This is a genomic window from Pseudomonas sp. COR18 (assembly GCF_048568395.1).
Classification (GTDB): domain Bacteria; phylum Pseudomonadota; class Gammaproteobacteria; order Pseudomonadales; family Pseudomonadaceae; genus Aquipseudomonas; species Aquipseudomonas fuscovaginae_B.
Genome location: NZ_CP183808.1, coordinates 3,202,961 through 3,220,112, shown reverse-complemented (window position 1 = coordinate 3,220,112; position 17,152 = coordinate 3,202,961). Strand labels below are relative to the sequence as shown.

Annotated in this window: 16 protein-coding genes and 1 pseudogene; 11 read left to right on the top strand and 6 right to left on the bottom strand. The window is 61.4% G+C overall.

Annotated elements, in window-relative coordinates; all coding sequences use genetic code 11:
• Positions 1-244 precede the first annotated feature (244 nt).
• Positions 245-1,585 carry a Fic family protein gene (locus ACM62G_RS14785; RefSeq protein ID WP_419737397.1) on the bottom strand — a complete coding sequence of 447 codons (1,341 nt, stop codon included), beginning with the start codon at positions 1,583-1,585 and terminating at the stop codon, positions 245-247.
• A 244-nt stretch (positions 1,586-1,829) separates the two neighbouring features.
• Positions 1,830-2,054, bottom strand: coding sequence for a hypothetical protein (locus ACM62G_RS14780; RefSeq protein ID WP_419737396.1), 225 nt, complete (start codon positions 2,052-2,054; stop codon positions 1,830-1,832).
• A 653-nt stretch (positions 2,055-2,707) separates the two neighbouring features.
• On the opposite strand from ACM62G_RS14780, the gene ACM62G_RS14775 reads away from it, so the two are divergent.
• The 10 genes from ACM62G_RS14775 to pqqE all read left to right on the top strand — a co-directional run bounded on the left by ACM62G_RS14775 (position 2,708) and on the right by pqqE (position 13,028).
• Positions 2,708-3,859, top strand: coding sequence for a Fic family protein (locus tag ACM62G_RS14775; RefSeq protein WP_419737395.1), 1,152 nt, complete (start codon positions 2,708-2,710; stop codon positions 3,857-3,859).
• 31 nt (positions 3,860-3,890) lie between these two features.
• Positions 3,891-4,349, top strand: coding sequence for an Lrp/AsnC family transcriptional regulator (locus ACM62G_RS14770; protein WP_017906284.1), 459 nt, complete (start codon positions 3,891-3,893; stop codon positions 4,347-4,349).
• A 284-nt stretch (positions 4,350-4,633) separates the two neighbouring features.
• Positions 4,634-6,316, top strand: a complete 1,683-nt coding sequence (locus ACM62G_RS14765) for a flavin monoamine oxidase family protein (RefSeq protein ID WP_054057035.1) — start codon at positions 4,634-4,636, stop codon at positions 6,314-6,316.
• Between the two features lie 14 nt (positions 6,317-6,330).
• Complete coding sequence (locus tag ACM62G_RS14760; protein ID WP_419737394.1) at positions 6,331-7,125, top strand: carbon-nitrogen hydrolase family protein; 795 nt, start codon at positions 6,331-6,333, stop codon at positions 7,123-7,125.
• A 48-nt stretch (positions 7,126-7,173) separates the two neighbouring features.
• Positions 7,174-9,660: a pyrroloquinoline quinone biosynthesis protein PqqF gene (gene pqqF, locus ACM62G_RS14755; RefSeq protein ID WP_419737393.1), complete on the top strand. Its 2,487-nt coding sequence runs from the start codon at positions 7,174-7,176 to the stop codon at positions 9,658-9,660.
• Positions 9,661-9,791: 131 nt separating this feature from the next.
• Positions 9,792-9,866: a pyrroloquinoline quinone precursor peptide PqqA gene (pqqA, locus tag ACM62G_RS14750; RefSeq protein WP_054057055.1), complete on the top strand. Its 75-nt coding sequence runs from the start codon at positions 9,792-9,794 to the stop codon at positions 9,864-9,866.
• 75 nt (positions 9,867-9,941) lie between these two features.
• Entirely contained in the window at positions 9,942-10,853 is a 912-nt protein-coding gene (gene pqqB, locus ACM62G_RS14745; RefSeq protein WP_419737392.1) for a pyrroloquinoline quinone biosynthesis protein PqqB, read from the top strand.
• Between the two features lie 12 nt (positions 10,854-10,865).
• A complete protein-coding gene (gene pqqC, locus ACM62G_RS14740) occupies positions 10,866-11,618 on the top strand; it encodes a pyrroloquinoline-quinone synthase PqqC (RefSeq protein WP_419737391.1) in 753 nt (250 codons plus the stop codon).
• Positions 11,615-11,890: a pyrroloquinoline quinone biosynthesis peptide chaperone PqqD gene (gene pqqD, locus ACM62G_RS14735; protein ID WP_054064648.1), complete on the top strand. Its 276-nt coding sequence runs from the start codon at positions 11,615-11,617 to the stop codon at positions 11,888-11,890. The genes pqqC and pqqD overlap by 4 nt, the downstream gene beginning before the upstream one ends.
• A complete protein-coding gene (gene pqqE, locus ACM62G_RS14730) occupies positions 11,883-13,028 on the top strand; it encodes a pyrroloquinoline quinone biosynthesis protein PqqE (RefSeq protein ID WP_419737390.1) in 1,146 nt (381 codons plus the stop codon). Before pqqD ends, pqqE begins: the two co-directional genes overlap by 8 nt.
• A 29-nt stretch (positions 13,029-13,057) precedes the next feature.
• On the opposite strand, the gene ACM62G_RS14725 is transcribed toward pqqE, so the two are convergent.
• The 4 genes and pseudogenes from ACM62G_RS14725 to ACM62G_RS14710 all read right to left on the bottom strand — a co-directional run bounded on the left by ACM62G_RS14725 (position 13,058) and on the right by ACM62G_RS14710 (position 15,924).
• Positions 13,058-13,378 (bottom strand): helix-turn-helix domain-containing protein, encoded by a 321-nt coding sequence (locus ACM62G_RS14725; protein WP_054057042.1) that lies wholly within the window; start codon positions 13,376-13,378, stop codon positions 13,058-13,060.
• A pseudogene (locus ACM62G_RS14720) lies at positions 13,362-13,726 on the bottom strand (type II toxin-antitoxin system RelE/ParE family toxin). The gene ACM62G_RS14725 and the pseudogene ACM62G_RS14720 overlap by 17 nt, the downstream one beginning before the upstream one ends.
• A 219-nt stretch (positions 13,727-13,945) precedes the next feature.
• A complete protein-coding gene (locus ACM62G_RS14715) occupies positions 13,946-15,229 on the bottom strand; it encodes an aspartate aminotransferase family protein (RefSeq protein WP_419737389.1) in 1,284 nt (427 codons plus the stop codon).
• The gene (locus tag ACM62G_RS14710; RefSeq protein ID WP_419737388.1) at positions 15,226-15,924 is read right to left on the bottom strand and encodes an MOSC domain-containing protein; all 699 of its coding nucleotides are present in this window, start codon (positions 15,922-15,924) and stop codon (positions 15,226-15,228) included. Before ACM62G_RS14710 ends, ACM62G_RS14715 begins: the two co-directional genes overlap by 4 nt.
• A 102-nt stretch (positions 15,925-16,026) precedes the next feature.
• On the opposite strand from ACM62G_RS14710, the gene ACM62G_RS14705 reads away from it, so the two are divergent.
• Positions 16,027-16,956, top strand: a complete 930-nt coding sequence (locus ACM62G_RS14705) for a LysR substrate-binding domain-containing protein (protein ID WP_054057046.1) — start codon at positions 16,027-16,029, stop codon at positions 16,954-16,956.
• The last annotated feature ends 196 nt before the right edge of the window (positions 16,957-17,152 follow it).

Genomic DNA, 17,152 nt, shown 5'->3' with positions numbered 1-17,152 from the left:
AATCTATAGAAATTTTATGTGTAAGCGTTACATGCATAAATATTCTTTGTATACTTTAGGCAGGCCTAGGTCTCTCACATCTATGCGAAGCGACACCATCATGACTGGGCGCAACCGCATCCGTCGCTAGCAACTCAGGGGATGAGCGGCAGGCTTAAATCAATTGCGATCTAAGCGACCATCAAAAAGCCGCCCAATCGGGCGGCTTTGCTCTAGGAGCGGCGAATATCGGGCAATGGCAAGATCACTTCTTACGGATCTGATTTACAGCGTCACCACGTGCAACATAACAATGTGTTTTCCCTTCCTTGGTTTTAGCCAACAACTTCAATTTAACTAATTTCTCAAGATCAGCTCGCGCAGTTCCTTCCGAAACATCAAAGTCATTTTTGACCTCCTTGGCTATGAACAACCTGCCGGGGCTGCGAAGCACCTTCTTGAGAAGATGGACCTGTCTAAAATTGAGATCCTTATTAAATCCGGATTCCACAAGAAGCTCCATTACATCATAGAACTCCTTTCTCTTTTTTTCTATATAGCCAAGGAAGTCATCCATGGCTCTTTCTATGATTTTCAGTTGATAGCATATGAAATACGTTAAATCAAAATCATCGGTCTCGGTAAAAAGATACGACTCACCATATTGAACTGGCGCCTGCTTTAAAAGGGCGCTTATGGATATGTACTCAAACGCCCAATAACCACTTTTTAGCATGTACCAATAGAATATGCACCTAGCAGTCCTTCCGTTTCCATCATTAAAGGGATGCTCATACCCAATCATAAAATGGAGAATTATTGCTTTTACTGCCGGATGGATAAACGTCCTACCATCATGGCCGTCGTGGTTCTCGTTAGCGAATTCACAAAGCCTTTCAAGCCTATCCAGGAGAAGAGCGGCATCAGGTGGCTGATGTGCAACCTCATCATCGCGACCTTTCACATAAATATCATTTTCCCTTCTAACCTCACCTGGGCAGGCATAATCTTCCTGAATGTTTCGAGTTGCCTCTGTATGAAAACGCCTTATCAACTCAATGGACAGCCCCATATCCTTGCTGTGCTTTGCTAACTTCATGAGCATGAAGTTATTGAAAATCATCCGTTCGTCATCGTTTATGGGCTCCCTTTCCTTTTCCAACATCTCTTTCGCAACCTTTCTTGTGGTCGCGGCACCTTCAAGTTGAGCGCTAGAGATAGCCTCCTCCATCATCAATGACTCAACCAGAAACACGTTGCTCTCATTGTTTGTTGAAGTATTTGAAACTCCTAAGCCAAGCTTTGAATTAATATGCTCAATAGCATGTATCACGGTTTGAGCATAATCAGGCAAACAATATTTGAACGACTCGCCGGTTTCCGCTGTCAGATCGATTGGTTTGAGAATCAAGCTTCTCGATAGTTTAACTGCTCCCCATGCTGCTTCAGCATCAATTCCTTTCGGTACCCGATGGCGAAAATCGTGCCAATGCAAATATCTACCTTTCGAATCAACAGCCGAAAATTTTGAGAGAAGGCTAATAAAAGCAGCCCCCTGCTCACTGAAGATCTGTGCATAAGGCTTGGGTTTCTTGATATGTGACATTTTCAGCTCAATTTTTCAAATATTGAGTCGAGGCTAAACCATGGGCGGGTGCACGTCAAAGGTGACGTCCGTCAAGCGACACGACGGTAGCTCCCCCAGCCAAGCCTCATCGAGCAGTAGGGCCACTTCAACTGGCAGATCGGATTGCATCAAATCGATCCGGCTTCGTTCGCATGCTCGAACGTTGTTTCCGAAGCCAGCAAAAAACCGCCCGTTGGGCGGTTCTTCTTTTCCATTCCTGTTGTCAGGGCTTGGTCGTGTGCACCGTATGGCCAAGGGCGCGGATAGCTGAGGCTCGTATCTGTTGAGACTCGCCTTTATCTTCAGCAGTCCTTAGCAGAGCCGTCCGGGCGCTGACGCTAAAGCCCGAATAGCCCAGACCATCTGCTGCAGCAATTCGTACAGCCTCATACTCCCCTACATCGTGCAACACCTTGATCAATGCATTGACTATATCTTCCTTCACCATAGCTCTTCCTTACTCCCTGAGATTGACGACGCGGACAGCATATCGCCGGATTTGCAGGGGATGTGTACGAAAAATCGCCATCCGCAAAAAAAAACGTCTGAAAAAAACACTTATCCCCCTCCCGCCGACGCACCTTGCGTGATTTTTTTTTGCAAACTTGCCTGATAGGTCAATCACCGCCCAGGGCAGGCCCGGCCTGGGCCCCGCACTGGGGGCAGTGATTGCACAGAGTGAAAGGAAGTGAAGATCTGTGCAGCCTTACCGGGCCAAATGTGACCACAATGTGTCCACATCGAAATTCAAAACCCGTCCCCAATGCCCGTAAATATCCAATAAAATCAGCGTATTGATCGATTTACCCAACAGGGACGGGGTATTTTTACGGGCTCATAATCCTTTGGTCCACGGTTCGAGTCCGTGTGGGCCCACCACCTTCAAAGCCGCGCGTTGCGCGGCTTTTGCGTTTCTGGCCTTTATGTTGTCGGCTAATATCCCTATCTCGAAACGGCCATGACCAGTCCGTCTGTGCTGGTAGTTCAGTAGAGACAGGCCCTCTTGCAGAACTGGACGCTGAGCCGAATACCTCGCACAATCGGCTCACGAAATGAGCCGAATAGCCCTCTTATTCGGCTCACGCGTTTGCCGAGGCGCCAATGACCGACCTTCCCTACTGGATCTGGCAGCAGCCAGACTGGCCCAACTTCACTTGGCAGGCCGACACTCTGGCTCCCTGCCTGCTGAGATGCAGTGAGGCCCAAGGACGCCTGCTCGGCATGGCTCGCGCTATCGACGCAGACAGCAACGCACAGAACGAACTGGATGCCCTGCTGCAAAACATCATCACCTCCTCGGCCATCGAAGGTGAGCAATTGAATGTCGGCTCGGTGCGCTCCTCGCTGGCAAGGCGCCTGGGGTTGGCTGCTGATCATCAGGTCAGCCCGCGCAGCGAAGGTCTGGCCGAGTTGCTTCTGGATGCGACCCAGCATCACACACAGCCATTGAGCCTGGAGCGCCTGCTGCATTGGCATACCTTGCTTTTTCCTGTTGACGAAGGCCCTCTGGCAGCACGTATCAGTGTGGGAAAGTTGCGAGGTGACGAGCCCATGCAGGTTGTCTCCGGACGCCTTGATCGGCCAGTCGTGCACTTCGAGGCGCCCCCCCGTAGCGGACTCGATCAGGAGTTGGCAACCTTTATCCACTGGTTCAATACCAGCCAAACGGATAACACACTGCATCCACTCCTGCGTGCCGCCATCGCCCACTTCTGGTTTGTAACACTGCATCCGTTCGATGATGGCAACGGTCGCTTGACCCGTAGCCTCACCGACCTGGCCCTGGCGCAGGCTGAGCAGCAAGCTATCCGTTTTTATGCGATGTCCGCCAGCATCCTCGAAGATCGCAAGGGTTATTACCAGATACTTGAAAGCAGCCAGAAAGGCTTGCTGGATATCACCGCCTGGTTGCAGTGGTTTCTACAAACCTTGCTGCGTAGTCTGGAACACGCCCAGCAGCGGATCGATCGGGTACTGATCAAGGCCAGGTATTGGCAACAGCATCGTCAGTATCAGCTCTCGACCGAACAGTTGAAGGTGCTGAATCGCTTGCTCGATGGCGGCGAGAAAGGGTTCGTGCACGGAATCAGCGCTGCGCAATATCAGGCGGTCGCCAAGGTCAGTAAGGCCACGGCGACTCGGCATCTGGCCGACTTGCTGGAAAAAGGCTGCCTGATCCGCCTTCCGGGCGGTGGCCGCAGTACCCGCTATCAGATCCCCGGCCTGCATTGGGTGGATCAAGTGGATCAATAATGTGAGCACACCTCTCCGACGGAGTAGCACCTTGCCTGACAGCCGCATCCCCCTCGACGAAATCGATCGCCAACTGATCGCCGCCTTGCAGATCAACGCGCGCGAAAGCGTGGCCATGCTCGCCCGGCAATTGGGCATCGCCCGCACAACCGTGACCTCGAGGCTGGCGCGCCTGGAGAAGGCCAAGGTGATCACCGGTTATGGTGTGCGTCTCGGTCAGCGGGTAGTGGATGGCGGGCTGCAGGCCTATGTCGGGATCACGGTACAGCCGCGTTCCGGCAAGGATGTGGTGCGCAGGCTCAGTGCCATGGCGCAGATCCAGCAACTCTGTGCGGTGAGTGGGGAGTTCGACTACGTGGCCTGGCTGCGCAGTGATTCGCCAGAGCAACTGGACCAGTTGCTCGACCAGATCGGCAGCGTCGAGGGTGTGGAGAAAACCACGACTTCGATCATCCTCAGCAGCAAGGTGGATCGGGGACAGCCGGTCTGACCAGGCGTTTCCACAAGAGCGCTTTCGCGGGCAAGCCCCTTCCCACAAAGGACCAAAGCCTTGAGTACGCCGCCAAACCCGTAGGAGCGGGCTTGCCCGCGAAAAGATCAACGCATTGCTGCAAAATGCCCACCACCTTCGTCATAAAGCATCACCTATCAACAAAACGACGACACTCTGCGTCTTATTTACGTACTCCCCGCTCCCTACAATGGCGCCAGTCTTTTCCTAACTACACTTCTACCGGGTAACGTTTCCGGCAGGAGTCGCCAGCAAGGTCCGCCATGAACAAGAAGAATCGCCACCCAGCCGACGGTAAAAAACCGGTCACCATTTTCGGCCCGGACTTTCCTTTCGCCTTCGATGACTGGATCGAGCATCCGGCCGGGCTGGGTACGATTCCGGTGGAGAACCATGGCGCCGAAGTGGCCATCGTCGGTGCCGGTATCGCCGGCCTGGTGGCCGCCTATGAACTGATGAAGCTCGGCCTCAAGCCGGTGGTGTACGAAGCCTCGAAGATGGGCGGCCGCCTGCGCTCCCAGGAGTTCGAAGGCGCCAAGGGCATCATCGCCGAGTTGGGCGGCATGCGTTTCCCGGTATCGTCCACCGCGTTCTATCACTATGTCGACAAGCTCGGCCTGGAAACCAAACCCTTCCCCAACCCGCTGACCCCGGCCTCCGGCAGCACGGTGATCGACCTCGAAGGGCAGACCCACTACGCGGAAAAACTCGCCGACCTGCCGGCGCTGTTCCAGGAAGTCGCCGACGCCTGGGCCGATGCCCTGGAGGACGGTGCGCGCTTCGGCGATATCCAGCAGGCCATCCGCGACCGCGATGTGCCACGCCTGAAGGAGCTGTGGAACACCCTGGTGCCCCTGTGGGACGACCGCACGTTCTATGACTTCGTCGCCACCTCGAAAGCCTTCGCCAAGCTGTCTTTCCACCACCGCGAGGTGTTCGGCCAGGTCGGTTTCGGCACCGGCGGCTGGGACTCGGACTTCCCCAACTCGATGCTGGAAATCTTCCGCGTGGTCATGACCAACTGCGATGACCACCAGCACCTGGTGGTCGGCGGCGTCGAGCAGGTGCCGCTGGGCATCTGGCGCCATGTTCCGGAGCGCTGCGCGCACTGGCCGGCCGGCACCAGCTTGAGCTCCCTGCACCACGGCGCGCCACGCACCGGGGTGAAACGCATTGCCCGTGCCGCCGATGGCCGCTTCGCGGTGACCGACAACTGGGGCGACACCCGCCATTACGCCGCCGTGCTCACCACCTGCCAGAGCTGGCTGCTGACCACCCAGATCGAGTGTGAGGAATCGCTGTTCTCGCAGAAGATGTGGATGGCCCTGGACCGCACGCGCTACATGCAGTCGTCGAAGACCTTCGTCATGGTCGACCGGCCGTTCTGGAAGGACAAGGACCCGGAAACCGGCCGCGACCTGATGAGCATGACCCTCACCGACCGCCTGACCCGCGGCACCTACCTGTTCGACAACGGCGACGACAAGCCGGGGGTGATCTGCCTGTCCTACTCGTGGATGAGCGACGCGCTGAAGATGCTGCCGCAGCCCATCGACAAGCGGGTCAAGCTGGCCCTGGACGCCCTCAAGAAGATCTACCCGAAAGTGGACATCGCCGCACGCATCATCGGCGACCCGATCACCGTGTCCTGGGAGGCCGACCCGCATTTCCTCGGCGCCTTCAAGGGTGCGCTGCCCGGCCATTACCGCTACAACCAGCGGATGTACGCGCACTTCATGCAGGCCGACATGCCCGCCGAACAACGCGGCATCTTCATCGCCGGTGACGACGTGTCGTGGACGCCGGCCTGGGTCGAGGGCGCGGTACAGACCTCGCTCAACGCCGTGTGGGGCATCATGAACCACTTCGGTGGCCGCACCCATGCCGAGAACCCGGGCCCGGGCGATGTGTTCGCCGAGATCGGTCCGATCGCCCTGGCCGACTGAACGGAGTCGAACCCATGCGCGTAGCGCTTTACCAATGCCCGCCCCTGCCACTGGACGTGGCGGGCAACCTGCAGCGACTGCAGCAACTGGTGACCGAAGCCCATGGCGCCGATGTCCTGGTGTTGCCGGAGATGTTCCTGACCGGCTACAACATCGGCGCCGAGGCGGTCGCGGCACTGGCGCAAGCGCGCGACGGCGCGGCGGCGCAACACATCGCCGCGCTGGCCCGGGCGGCGAACATCGCCATCGCCTACGGCTATCCGGAGCGTGCCGAGGACGGCAACCTCTACAACGCCGTGCAGTTGATCGATGCCCGGGGCAACAGCCTGTGCAACTATCGCAAGACCCACCTGTTCGGCGACCTCGATCACGCGATGTTCAGTGCCGGGCCGGACGAGTTCCCGGTGGTCGAACTCAATGGCTGGAAAGTCGGCCTGCTGATCTGCTACGACGTGGAATTCCCGGAAAACACCCGGCGCCTGGCCCTCGCCGGCGCCGAATTGATCCTGGTGCCCACCGCCAACATGGTGCCGTTCGACTTCGTCGCCGACGTGACCATCCGCGCCCGCGCCTTCGAGAACCAGTGCTACGTGGCCTACGCCAACTATTGCGGCCACGAGGAGGACATCCAGTACTGCGGCCAGAGCAGCATCGCCGCGCCGGACGGTAGCCGTATCGCCCATGCCGGCCTGGACGAGGCACTGATCATCGGCACGCTGGATCGGGCAGCGATGCAGCTATCCCGGGCCAGCAACCGCTATCTGCTGGACCGGCGCCCCGCGCTCTACAGCCAGCTCAGCCGGGACTGACCCGACGTTATCCGCTAGCATGGGCACTTCTCTGAAACGGAAGTGCCCATGCCTGCGCCCATCGCCCACGCCCCCGAATACCTGACCCTGGCCAACGGCCTGCGGGTCTCGCTGCGCCATGCGCCACAACTGAAGCGTTGCGCGGCGGCCTTGCGGGTAGCGGCAGGCAGTCATGATGCGCCCGCGGCCTGGCCAGGGCTGGCACACTTCCTGGAACACCTGCTGTTTCTCGGAACCGAGCGCTTTGCCACCACCGACGGGCTGATGGCCTACGTCCAACGCCACGGTGGCCAGGTGAATGCCCGTACCGCCGAACGCAGTACCGAATTCTTCTTCGAACTACCACCCCAAGCCTTTGCCGGCGGCCTCGAACGCCTGTGCGACATGCTCGGCCGGGCCCGTCTGGACCCCGACGAACAATTGCGCGAACGCGAGGTGCTGGAGGCGGAATTCATCGCCTGGTCGCGGGATGCCGTGGCGCAACGGCAGTTCCGGCTTTACGCCGGGTTGGCCGAACACCACCCGTTGCGCAGCGTACATGCCGGCAATCGCGCCAGCCTGCAAGTCGAGGCGCCGGCCTTCCAACAGGCGCTACGGGATTTTTACCAGGGCTTCTACCAGACCGGGCAGATGGCCCTGAGCCTGGTCGGCCCACAGCCGCTGGACGAGTTGAGGTCACTGGCACAGACCCTGACTGCCGACCTGCGTCCGGGCCAGGCGGTCGAACAGAAGTCGCCACCGGCCTTGTTCGCTCACGGCAGGCAAGGTTATCAACAGGCTGATGCTCAGCAGCTCGACCTGCTGCTGGCCTGGGACGATCTGCCCGATGGAGCCCGGCAGGCGGTGGATTTCCTCTGCACCTGGCTCAACGACAGCCAGCCCGGCGGATTCTCGGCCGCGTTGCGCGAGCGCCTGTGGATAAATTCGCTGACCGCCACCGTACTCTATCAGTTCGCCGGACAAGCGCTGGTGCGACTCGAATTCGCACTGACGCCCCAAGGCGTCGGCCAAGGCGCCGCGATCCAGACACTGCTCGAGGACTGGCTGGCCTTCTTCGCCAGCCACGCCGACTGGCCAGGGCTGCGCCGGGAATACCGACTGCTGCAGAACCGCAGGATCCGTAGCGGCACCGCCCTGGAACAAGCGCGCCGGGATGCCGCCGATACCCCGGCAGAACTCTCGGAGGCCGCCCTGTCGGCCCTCAAGGCCCTGCTGCACCGGACCCACGCCGCGCCTGTGGATAACCAGGCGGCGTCCTGGCGGCTGCCACCGGCCAACCCGTTCCTGCGCTCCACCGCACCTGCCGAGCACCCTGGGCTGATCCGTGGGCAGACCAGTGCCCACCGCGGCCTGCGCACTTTTGCCCAGGACCGCCTGCACAAACGCCGCGACTCATCCGCCATCACCCATATCGAGCTGCCGGCGGATGACAGCGGTGAAGCCGCCGTCTATGTGCGCTGGCAACTGGACAACCCGCACGGCACCTCTGTCCTGCATGCGCGACTGAGCCACAGCCTGCACAACCTGCGAGCCCAGGCGCGGCAGGCCGGTGTGGAACTGTCCTTCACGGTTCAGGCCGGTGCCTGGCAACTCCAGCTCATCGGCTGGCGTGAACCGATCCCGGCGATTCTCGAACAGGCCCTGCGCTGCCTGACGAGTCCGGCCGATGGATTCTGGCAAGCGCCCACCGAACAGCCCAAGCCACTGATCCCCATTCGCGAACTGCTCCGCCAGTTGTCCGAACAGACGCAGCCTGCCGATGAACCCTCAGCGGCCTGGGATACCGAGCAACTGGGCAAGCTCTGGGCCGAGGCCAAATGGCAAGGTCTGGCCCTGGGTTTTCCAGCCGCCACACAACCGGCCCTCAACAACGCGTTGAACCGCACGCCTGGCAGCCCGACACGACAACCGCCCCGCCTGCCCGTGGTACACGGTCAGAGGCGTTGGCAAAGCGTGCCCTGCGACACCGGCGAGCAGGCTCTGCTGCTGTTCTGCCCGGCCGCCAGCGCCAGCATCGTCGACGAGGCCTGCTGGCGGGCACTCGGCCAACTGATCCAGGCCCCCTTCTACCAGCGCCTGCGGGTCGAGTTGCAACTGGGCTATGCGGTGTTCAGCAGCGTCCGCCAGATCCATGGCCGCAGCGGTCTGCTGCTCGGCGTACAATCTCCCGGCGCATCGCTCGCGGCGTTGCTGGGGCACTTCGAAAGCTTCCTGGCGAGCCTGCCCGAACGGATCGCCAGCCTGGACGACAGCACCTGGCATGCCCAGCGCGAGGCTCTGGCCGCACAGTTCAACCTGGCGGACCTGCCCTTGGCCCAGGCCGCCGAACTGCTCTGGCAGGGGCATCTGGCCGACCACTCGTCGGATTACCTGGCACAACTGGCCACCGCCATTCGCGGCCTGGAACGCACGCCCCTGCAAGCGGCCGCCAGACAACTCGCCCAGGCAGCAGGAGGCTGGCTGTGCCTGGCCAACGGCGCCGAACCGGAGTCGGCCTGGCAGCCCCCAACGGGATCATTACTCGAGCTGCAATGAGCTTTCTCCAAGAAAACGGTCTACTTAGCCGGTAAGATTCAGTAACATTAGCTTGCTAAGCATTTGAACATCTCCCGCCGGAGGTGGACTATATGTATAGACACCCATCCACCCAACCGAAGGAGTCATTCATGGCCTGGACCAAACCCGCCTACACCGACCTGCGCATCGGCTTCGAAGTCACCATGTACTTCGCCAACCGTTGATCGGTCGACCTGCAGTGCAACGCCTCGGTTCGCCGGGGCGTTTTCGTTTTCAGTCCCTGAGTGAGTGACAGGTTCATGTACGTCCAGATTCTCGGCTCCGCCGCCGGCGGCGGCTTTCCCCAATGGAACTGCAACTGCGCCAACTGCGCGGGGTTCCGCGCCGGCAGCCTGCGGGCCACGGCACGCACCCAATCCTCCATCGCCCTTTCCGATGACGGCGTGAACTGGATCCTGTGCAATGCCTCGCCGGACATCCGCGCCCAGCTCCAGAGCTTCGCCCCCATGCAGCCGGGCCGGGCCCTACGCGATACCGGCATCAGCGCGATCATCCTGATGGACAGCCAGATCGACCACACCACCGGCCTGCTCAGCCTGCGCGAGGGTTGCCCGCACCAGGTCTGGTGCACCGACATGGTCAAGGAGGACCTGAGCACCGGCTTCCCACTGTTCAAGATGCTCACCCATTGGAATGGTGGCCTCGACTGGCAGCGCATCGAGCTCGAAGGCCGCTTCACCATCGCCGCCTGCCCCAACCTGCGCTTCACCCCACTGCCGCTGCGCAGCGCCGCCCCGCCCTACTCGCCGCACCGCTTCGACCCGCATCCGGGCGACAACATCGGCCTGATCGTCGAGGACCTGGGCACCGGCGGCAAGCTGTTCTATGCCCCGGGCCTGGGCAAGGTCGACGAGCCGTTGCTGCGGATCATGGCCGAAAGCGACTGCCTGCTGGTGGACGGCACCCTGTGGGACGACGATGAAATGCAGCGTCGCGGCGTCGGTACCCGCACCGGCCGGGAAATGGGCCACCTGGCGCAAAGCGGCCCCGGCGGCATGCTCGAGGTGCTGGAGCAACTACCGGCACAGCGCAAGGTCCTTATCCACATCAACAACACCAACCCCATCCTCGACGAAGACTCGCCGCAACGTGCCGAACTGCAGCGACGCAATGTCGAAGTCGCATACGACGGCATGAGCATCGAGCTGTAGGAGCACCACCGAATGAGCCAAACCCCGCTGTCCCGCGCCGAGTTCGAGCAGGCGCTGCGTGCCAAGGGCGCCTACTACCACATCCATCACCCCTACCACGTGGCGATGTATGAAGGTCGCGCAACCCGCGAACAGATCCAGGGCTGGGTCGCCAACCGGTTCTATTACCAGGTCAACATTCCCCTCAAGGATGCGGCGATCCTCGCCAATTGCCCGGACCGGGAAATCCGCCGCGAGTGGATCCAGCGCCTGCTCGACCACGACGGGGCACCCGGCGAGGATGGCGGCATCGAAGCCTGGCTGCGCCTGGGCCAGGCGGTCGGCCTGGACCCCGATCAGTTGCGCTCCCAGGAACTGGTGCTGCCCGGCGTGCGGTTCGCCGTGGACGCCTACGTCAACTTCGCCCGCCGGGCCAGTTGGCAGGAAGCCGCCAGCAGCTCGCTGACCGAACTGTTCGCGCCGCAGATCCACCAGTCGCGGCTCGACAGCTGGCCACAGCACTACCCCTGGATCGATCCCGCCGGCTACGAATACTTCCGCACCCGCCTCGGCCAGGCCCGGCGCGATGTCGAGCACGGGCTGGAGATCACCCTGCTGCACTACACCACGTACGAAGGCCAGCAGCGTATGCTGGAGATTCTCCAGTTCAAACTGGATATTCTCTGGAGCATGCTCGATGCCATGAGCATGGCCTATGAACTGAATCGCCCGCCCTACCACAGCGTGACCGACCAGCGGGTCTGGCACCGAGGAATCCCCCTATGAGTTTCGATCGCGGCCTGACCCCGAAATGGCGCCCCGGCTACCGTTTCCAGTACGAACCGGCGCAGAAGGGCCACGTACTGCTGTACCCGGAAGGGATGATCAAGCTCAACGAGAGTGCCGCACTGATCGGTGGCCTGATCGATGGCCAGCGCGATGTCGCGGCGATCATCGCCGAGCTGCAGAAACAGTTCCCCGACGTAGCCGAGCTCGGCGAGGATATCGAGCAGTTCATGGAGGTCGCCCGTGCAGAGCACTGGATCGAACTTGCCTGACCCCGGCCTGCCACCCACGCCGCAGGTCGGCCTGCCGCTGTGGCTACTGGCCGAGCTGACCTACCGCTGCCCGCTGCAGTGCCCATACTGCTCGAATCCGCTGGACTTCGCCGGGCAGGGCCAGGAACTGAGCACCGAACAATGGTTCAAGGTCCTGCGCGAGGCTCGGGAAATGGGTGCCGCCCAGTTGGGCTTTTCCGGCGGTGAACCGCTGGTGCGCCAGGACCTTGTCGAACTGATCGCCGAGGCTCGCCGGCTGGGCTTCTACACCAACCTGATCACCTCCGGCATCGGCCTGACCGAACAGAAGATCAGCGACTTCAGGCAGGCCGGCCTCGACCATATCCAGATCAGCTTCCAGGCCAGCGACGAACAGGTGAACAACCTGCTGGCCGGCTCGAAGAAGGCCTTCGCGCAGAAACTGGAAATGGCCCGGGCGGTGAAGGCCCACGGTTATCCGATGGTGCTGAACTTCGTCACCCATCGGCACAACATCGACCGCATCGACCGCATCATCGAGCTGTGCCTGGCCCTGGAGGCGGACTTCGTCGAGCTCGCCACCTGCCAGTTCTATGGCTGGGCGCAGCTCAATCGCCAGGGCCTGCTGCCTACCCGCGAGCAACTGCAGCGCGCCGAACGCATCACCAATGAGTACCGCGCCCGGCTGCAGGCCGAGGGCAACCCGTGCAAGCTGATCTTCGTTACACCGGACTACTACGAGGAGCGCCCGAAAGCCTGCATGAACGGCTGGGGCAGCCTGTTCCTCACCGTCACTCCGGATGGCACCGCGTTACCCTGCCATGGCGCCCGGCAGTTGCCGGTACAGTTCCCCAATGTGCGCGACCACAGCCTGCAACATATCTGGTACGACTCGTTCGGTTTCAACCGCTTTCGCGGTTACGAGTGGATGCCCGAACCGTGCCGTTCCTGTGACGAGAAGGAAAAGGACTTCGGCGGTTGCCGTTGCCAGGCCTTCATGCTCACCGGCGACGCCAGCAACGCCGACCCGGTCTGCGCCAAGTCCCACCACCATGATGTGATCCTGCAGGCCCGCGAAGAAGCCAGCCTGGAGGGGCCGACCATCGAACAGCTGGTGTTTCGCAACGAGCGCAACTCGCGCCTGATCGCCAAGGGCTGAGCCCAGCGCCGAGTGCCACGTCACGTCATTCAGGCGAGTATCTGCAAGCCATGCTTCTGCACGATGCTCAGCAGCTTGAGTGCCATGCCGCTGGGCTGCTTGTCGCCGGCCTCCCATTGCTTGACGGTCGATACGCTGGTGTTCAGGTAACGGGCGAACACCGGCTGGCTGACCTGGTTGCGCTCGCGCAGCGACTTGATCTGCTCGGGGGCGATCTCGTCCGGTACCGGCGCCAGGCACGAGGCGTCGAACTCGCGCATGGTCGCCTTGCCGATCGCACCGATTGCATGCAGGGCGCTGGCCGATTCATGGACCGATTCCAACGCCTCGGATTTATACCGCTTGCTCATAAGCTATCTCCACAAACTCTCTCATCTCCAGCAACTGCCCAATCTGGCGGCTGCTCAGGTTCTCATAGGCCTTCGCCAGCACCCTGAAAGCCTTGAGCTCCTGCTGGCTGATATTGCCCTGGTCACTCTTGGCGAACAGGAACTGGAAGACCCAATAACAGCCGCCCCGGGCCAGGACGATGGAACGATGACGGTTTTCGTTCAGGCGCTTTTTCCACACGCCACCCCCCAGATTGTCGGCCTGCCCCCTGATCACCGCCCCATTGCCAACACCAGTTCGGCGTCGTCGATCCGTGCCTTCCTGGCGCTGGCGGCGAATCCCCTGGTCTTGAAAACCCTGTATCGCATGGAAATCCTTCTCCATAAAACGTACCACCAGGTGGTATATAAATTCAAATCCATTGAGGTTCTTTCCGCCCGATGGCAACAACGCTCGCCCCGCACCTCAATCCGAGCCGAAATACCGCCCACAAAAAAACACCCCGTGCCAAAAGAGTCAGGCACAGGGCGACGCGTTATACCGCAAGACGGTTCGGAATCAGATTTGGGAAAAAACGACGCGCCAGGTCAGACAGCGATTCCCCTGCGGCATTGCACCTGGGCGGTACGGACTCGGGAGAAGGCCCGGGCCAGGCGCAGCAGCATTTCGTCGATGGTGCTCTGGCTGACGGTCAGGGCCGGGGTAAAGCGCAGACTGTCGGCGGTCGGCGCATCGAGCAGCAGGCCTTCCTGCAACGCGGCCTTGACCACCGCATCCGCCGAGGCGTCGCTCAGGGTCAGGCCCCAGAGCAGCCCGGCGCCGCGCAGTTGGCCGTGCTCATAACGCCGTACCAGCCGATCCAGGCCCTGTTGCAGGTAGTGCCCGCGCTCAGCCACCTCGTCGAGGAAGCCATGCTTGAGCAGCGTATCGAGCACCGCCAGGCCGGCCGCACTCATCAAGGCGTTACCGTGGTGGCTGCCACCGATTTCGCCGGGCTCGAAACAGCAGGCCGTGCCCCGCGCCAGCAGCGCCGACAACGGCGCGCCACCACCCAGGCCCTTGCCGAGGGCGATGATGTCGGCACGCACCGCGTACTGTTGCTCGGCCAGCAGGCTGCCGCAGCGGCCGACACCGGTCTGCACCTCGTCGAAGATCAGCAGGATGCCCAGCGCCCGGCACAACCGCTCGACGCCCTGGAGGTATTCCCGGGTCGCCGGGGTAACGCCCGCCGCACGCTGGATCGGTTCGAGCATGATGGCCACGGTCTTGGCATCCACCGCGGCATGCAAGGCCTCCAGATCGTTGAACGGCACCTGGCTGAAGCCGGGCAATTGCGGCTCGAAGCGGTTGCCGAAGCAATCCTGGCCGGACGCCGACATGGCACCGAAACTGCGCCCATGGCAGGCGTTGCTTGCGCTGATGATCCGGTAGGCGCCGCCACGATGCAGCTGGCCCCACTTGCGCGCCAATTTGATCGCCGCCTCGCAGGCTTCCGAACCACTGTTGAGAAAATACACCTGGTCGCTGTCGGTGGCACGACACAGGCGGTCCGCCAGTTGCGATTGGACCGGGTTATGAAAACCCGCGCCGACATTGATCAGGCCATGGGCCTGGTCCGCCAGGGCATGGGCCAGCACACCGGGGCTATGACCGAGGCTGTTGCTGCCACCGCCCTGGCTGAAATCCAGATAGGCCCGTTCCTCGCTGTCCCACAGCCAGGAGCCCTGGCCACGGACGAACACCGGGCTGGGGCGCTCGGCGGCGGGCATCAGGTACTCGCTGGCCGCGTGCTCGTGGCGGGCGCGGGGCTGGAAGTCGGCGGTCAGGTCATCGAGGCTCGGTTGCGGCCGGCGCAGCTTGAACAGATTCATGCGCGCAGCCCTTCCAGCGGCAGCCCGAGCAGCCGGGCCGACCATTCCTCGACCCGGCCGCTGCGCAGGCGACGAATGGCGATGTCGCGCCAGCGCGAGGACAGCGCCGGGCAGTCCACCAGTTTCTTCAGGCCGGCATGCTCCAGCGGTTCGGCGTAGAACGCGTGCAGGGCCCAGGCCACGCTGAGGCCGGGATAACTGCGCTGCAGCAATTCGAAGGGCTGGTCGGCGCTGACGAAACCGGGCTTGAGCACCCGATAGAACCAGCCGCAGCGCCCCGTGTCCTGGGCCTGCTGCGGCAGCTCGGACAAGCCCCAGCGATGGCTCAGGCGATAGCATGGCGAACGTGGCTGGCTGACCTGCAGCAGCGCACCGCCCCAGCGGAACAGGTCGCCCAGGCAGACCTGCTCTTCGGTCAGACCACGGGTCGAGAGATTTTCGCCAAAGGCCGGTGCCGACCAGTCGAGTTGCGGATGCCGTTTGCGCCAGTAGTCATAGTGCTCGGCGGGGTAATGATGCAGCGCCCGCTCCGGTCCGCTGTGGAAACGCGGATCGCCCTGCTCGTCACTGCCCAGGCCCTGTGGCCATAACCAGAGCCGACTGGCAACCCGGTGTTTATCCGTATCGCTGATCAGACCCTGTCCGAGATTTTTTGCCTTGCCTATGTAAACACCATCAACGCAAACGGTATTCATCGCACGCTCTGGCCCTGTAAGCCCTTTTAATTGCGGTTAGACTAGGCTTGCGAGGCGTTCACGGCCATTTCGTTTTTCGAGCATTTTCGATAAGTACTGCTTATGGATTTCAAGCAACTGCGTTATTTCGTCGCGGTGTATGAAGAAGGCCATGTCGGCCGCGCCGCCGAACGGCTGTCGATCTCCCAGCCGGCCCTGTCGCAACAGATACGCCACCTGGAACACCACCTCGACGTCAGCCTGTTCGAACGCAGCAGCAAGCGCCTGCTGCCAACCCTGGCCGCCCACACCCTGTACAACCATGCCCTGCCGCTGCTCGATGGCCTGCAACGGGCCCGCGAAGCCCTGCGCAACTTCCAGGGGCAGGCGTTGCGCACCCTCGCCATCGGCGTGCTGCAGACCGTGCACACCAGCCTGGTGCCGCAGTTGCTCGAACGGGTGCGCAAGGCACATCCGCACCTGGTGGTGCAGATCTACGAATTGACCGGCATGGAGATCGAACGGCGCCTGCTCAACGGCTCGCTGGATATCGGCATCAGTTATCTGCCACCCCGCCAGCCGGGCTTGCACGGCCTGCCGCTGTACGAAGACGAGCTGCAACTGGTGATCCCCGCCGAGCACCCGCTGCGTGAATTCAAGAAGGTCTCGGTCGGCCAGGCCGCGGAGCTGCCGATGCTGCTGCTCGGCGAAGAATTCCAGATCCGGCAGATCTGGCAGGCGCAACTGGCCAACCTGGGGCGACGCCCGCAGGTCCAGGCCGAATTGAACAACATGGCGGGGATTCTCGACAGCCTGCCGCATACCCGCCTGGCCACCGTACTGCCGGGTCGCTCACGGGACGAACACGATGACCATGATCTGCTGTGGAAACCGCTGACCGAACCGCGGGTCTCGCTGCGGGTCGGCCTGGTGTGTCGCGACATGCAACGCCAGCAGGCTTCGCTGGAGCTGCTGCGGGTGCTGCTGGAGGACGTGATGAACAGCCCGGTCAAGCACCTGCACGGTGCGACGGGGCTTGAAGGCCTGGGCTGAAAAACTTTTTCGCGGACAAAAGAAAACCCCGCCGAAGCGGGGCTTTGCAGACTGTTTCCCTGACATCCATTTCGCTCCACCATCCTGGCGGAATCCTACGTGTCCGTGTTTTGCTTTGAGCTTCCTGCTCGACGTCCTTCATAAGTAGATTACCGCTGGATCCAATATGGCGATATGGGCAAACAGCAGCGCGTTA